Source organism: Pantoea sp. CTOTU46764, from assembly GCF_031974595.1.
GTDB classification, from domain to species: domain Bacteria; phylum Pseudomonadota; class Gammaproteobacteria; order Enterobacterales; family Enterobacteriaceae; genus Pantoea; species Pantoea trifolii.
Genome location: NZ_DALYOQ010000036.1, coordinates 1 through 3,278, shown reverse-complemented (window position 1 = coordinate 3,278; position 3,278 = coordinate 1). Strand labels below are relative to the sequence as shown.

Sequence of the window (3,278 nt, the reverse complement as noted above, 5' to 3'; positions counted from 1 at the left end):
GCGCCTGAACGCTAAGATCGCCGCCGGTTTGATTCTGCTGCTCAAGACGTTCGAGGCATAAATAGTTGGAGCGCCCTTTCAGCAGCGCGGTTTTGCCGCTGAACTTCAGGGCACGCGCGATGGTGGGCAGATCGCGGTTATAGAGCTGATCCTGCAATGCTTTGGAGCCAGTAGAGACGATGACTTTTTTCTTCGCCCGCAACGCCGGCGCCAGATAGGCATAGGTTTTACCGGTTCCGGTGCCCGCTTCAACCACCAGCTCGCCGCCTGTTTTCACCGCCTCGGTGACCGCTTTGGCCATTTGGCGCTGTGCTTCACGCGGTTTAAAGCCCGGAATTGCCTGCGCCAGTGCGCCGTCAGCTGCAAAATCGTCTGCCACACTTCCTCACATCAAAAATAAAAACCACTGTAATTATGTCAGGATTCCCGGCGGGCAACCACAACAGATGACATACGCCCCTGGGATATGGCAGGCTAGCGCAGCAAAATTAAAGGAGAACAGCATGACCATTACGCGTATTGATCCGGAACACCGCATGTCGGAAGCCGTGGTGCATAACCAAACCGTCTATTACACCAGCGTACCGGAAAATCTGGATGAAGATGCGGAAGCGCAAACTGCCAATGCGTTGGCCGTGATTGACGCCATTCTGACGCGCGTGGGATCAGATAAAAGCAAGATCCTCGACGCCACCATTTTCCTGGTGGAGAAAAGTGATTTCCCGGCGATGAATCGCGCCTGGGATGCGTGGGTTTCGCCGGGCAATGCGCCGGTGCGTTGCACCGTGCAGGCCGGATTGATGAACCCGAAGTATAAAGTCGAAATTAAAATCATCGCCGCGCTGTAAAATCCGTTTGGGCGTTATTCGTTGTCGTCTTCTTCATCCTCGTCGTCTTCGAACATCGCCCGAATCGCTTCACCTTTGTAGGTTTGACGAATTTCCTGCGCCACTTGCGCAATCGCCTGTCCGCTCGACATACCGCCCGCCATTAATTCCTGGATGCGTTCAACCGCTTGCTGCTGTTGTTCGTGGGATAACGCTGGAAGACCTGTAAACATAATTCACTCCTGGTGCATGGGGGACGCATTATTACCACGTGGAACAAACGGGTGCCAGCAACAAAAAAATATGTCAGGCTAGCGACCTGCTTGCTGAAGTGATTTGTCCCATGATGGTAAAAAGCCTCGTTCTGAAGTATACGCCCGAAACGCTGTTACACCTTTTTGCTCCGCTGGCCCACCAATGCTGGGCGATGTTGCTGACCTCCGGCCAGGCCGATCACGCGGATAACCGCTTTGATATCTTCACCGCCGATCCGCGCGTCACGCTGACCACGCGCGGCACCAGCACCGAAATTGCCTGTGGCGATGAGGTCATTCATTCCGCCGCCGATCCGTTGCTGCTGGTACAACAGCAATGTGACGCGCTGGGTGTGACGCCTGCTTTTGATGCCGATTTACCCTTTCAGGGCGGTGCATTGGGTCTGTTTGGTTACGATTTGGGACGGCGCTTTGAAACTCTGCCAGAGCACGCGCAGCAGAATCTCATCACGCCGGATATGGCGGTGGGCATTTATGACTGGGCGCTGATCGCCGATCACCATCTGCAAAAATTGACGCTGGTTTCGCTCACCGATGCCGAGCAGCGTTGGCAATGGCTGCAAGCACAAACCGCGCCGCCAGCCGAGCCCTTCTCCTTAACCAGCGAGTGGCAATCGAATCTCAGTTTTGACGCCTATGCGCAGCGGTTCAACGCGGTGCAAGCCTATATTCAAGCCGGTGACTGCTATCAGGTGAATCTGGCGCAGCGTTTTCAGGCGGGCTATCGCGGCGATGAGTGGCAGGCATTTTTGCGTCTCACGCAGGCGAATCGCGCACCGTTCAGCGCCTTCCTGCGTTTGCCCGACAGCGTGCTGCTGAGTTTATCGCCGGAGCGCTTCCTCGCTTTACAGCAGCAGGAGATTGAAACGCGTCCGATCAAAGGCACCTTGCCACGTCTGGCGGATGTCGAGGCCGATCGTTTGCAGGCAGAGAAACTTGCTAACTCAGAGAAAGAGCGCGCTGAGAATCTGATGATTGTCGATCTGCTGCGCAATGATATTGGCCGCGTCGCCGTGCCCGGCAGCGTCAGCGTGCCGGAACTGTTCGTGGTTGAACCTTTCCCGGCAGTACATCATCTGGTCAGCACCGTGCGTGCACGTTTGCCTGAAACGCTAAGCGCAACCGATCTGCTGCGCGCCTGTTTCCCCGGCGGTTCGATTACCGGCGCACCGAAGATCCGCGCAATGGAGATTATCGAAGAATTGGAGCCGCATCGCCGCAACGCGTGGTGTGGCAGTATCGGCTACATCAGCCTGTGCGGCCGCATGGATACCAGCATCACCATTCGCACGCTGATTGCGGAGAACCACCAGCTTTATTGCGCTGCCGGTGGCGGATTAGTGGCGGACAGCGACCTCAACGCCGAATATCAGGAAACCTTTCACAAGGTGAATCGTATTCTGCCCAGCCTGCGCGATGAGACCTGAAATGAGTTTAACCCTTGAGCAGTTCCTCAGCCGCTTTGTCCTGCAACCGCCGCTGCATGGGCCGAAAAGTGCCATCAGCGGACGCCGTGCGGCGGTACTGGTGCCGGTGATCGCCGGCGCAGAACCTGGCTTGCTGCTCACGCGGCGCTCATCGCACCTGCGTAAACACGCCGGGCAAGTCGCCTTTCCCGGCGGCATGCAGGACGCCACTGACGCGTCATTGATCCACACCGCGCTGCGTGAAGCACAGGAAGAAGTGGGAATTCAGCCGGAACAGGTGCAGATCATCGGCGTTCTGCCGCCAGTGACCAGCAGCACCGGTTTCGCTGTGACGCCGGTAGTGGGCATTATTCCGGCTGATTTTGCTTTGCAGCTCAATCCGGACGAAGTGGAAAGCGCCTTTGCCATGCCGCTGGCGGAAGCGCTGCGCTTGAGCCGTTACAGCGATCTCACCTTGCGGCGCGGTCATCGCCAACATCAGGTTTGGTTATCCTGGTATGAGGATTACTTCATCTGGGGCATGACCGCCGGGATTATTCGTGCGCTCGGTCAACAAATCGCCCTACCGTAAATCACCTAATGCTTGCCAGTTAAAATATCTTTTTGCTTTAGATCTGGTGCGGGCTCTGGCAAAGGTGCCCTTTTCAGCAGCACACACTGAAGCTTCGGAGCAGGCCGGGGCCACTTTTGGGCCGGCAATCCGCAGCGCTGAACGAAGCGAGGAAGCCAGGAGAGCCCGCAGGACGCGG

At 56.7% G+C, this 3,278-nt stretch carries 5 protein-coding genes; 3 read left to right on the top strand and 2 right to left on the bottom strand.

Annotated elements, in window-relative coordinates:
* The coding region (locus tag RTM06_RS13235; protein WP_312182723.1) for a DEAD/DEAH box helicase at positions 1-379 on the bottom strand (379 nt) is incomplete at its 3' end.
* 124 nt (positions 380-503) lie between these two features.
* Between RTM06_RS13235 and RTM06_RS13230 the strand changes: the two genes are divergently transcribed.
* Positions 504-848, top strand: coding sequence for a RidA family protein (locus RTM06_RS13230; protein WP_061718729.1), 345 nt, complete (start codon positions 504-506; stop codon positions 846-848).
* A 14-nt stretch (positions 849-862) separates the two neighbouring features.
* Here the strand turns inward: RTM06_RS13230 and RTM06_RS13225 are convergent, their stop codons facing one another.
* On the bottom strand, positions 863-1,060 hold the full coding sequence (locus RTM06_RS13225) for a YoaH family protein (protein ID WP_008110398.1): 198 nt from the start codon (positions 1,058-1,060) through the stop codon (positions 863-865).
* Positions 1,061-1,170: 110 nt separating this feature from the next.
* On the opposite strand from RTM06_RS13225, the gene pabB reads away from it, so the two are divergent.
* Both pabB and RTM06_RS13215 read left to right on the top strand, forming a co-directional pair.
* A complete protein-coding gene (pabB, locus tag RTM06_RS13220) occupies positions 1,171-2,529 on the top strand; it encodes an aminodeoxychorismate synthase component 1 (RefSeq protein WP_312182720.1) in 1,359 nt (452 codons plus the stop codon).
* A 1-nt stretch (position 2,530) separates the two neighbouring features.
* Positions 2,531-3,100 carry a CoA pyrophosphatase gene (locus RTM06_RS13215; RefSeq protein ID WP_312182718.1) on the top strand — a complete coding sequence of 190 codons (570 nt, stop codon included), beginning with the start codon at positions 2,531-2,533 and terminating at the stop codon, positions 3,098-3,100.
* The last annotated feature ends 178 nt before the right edge of the window (positions 3,101-3,278 follow it).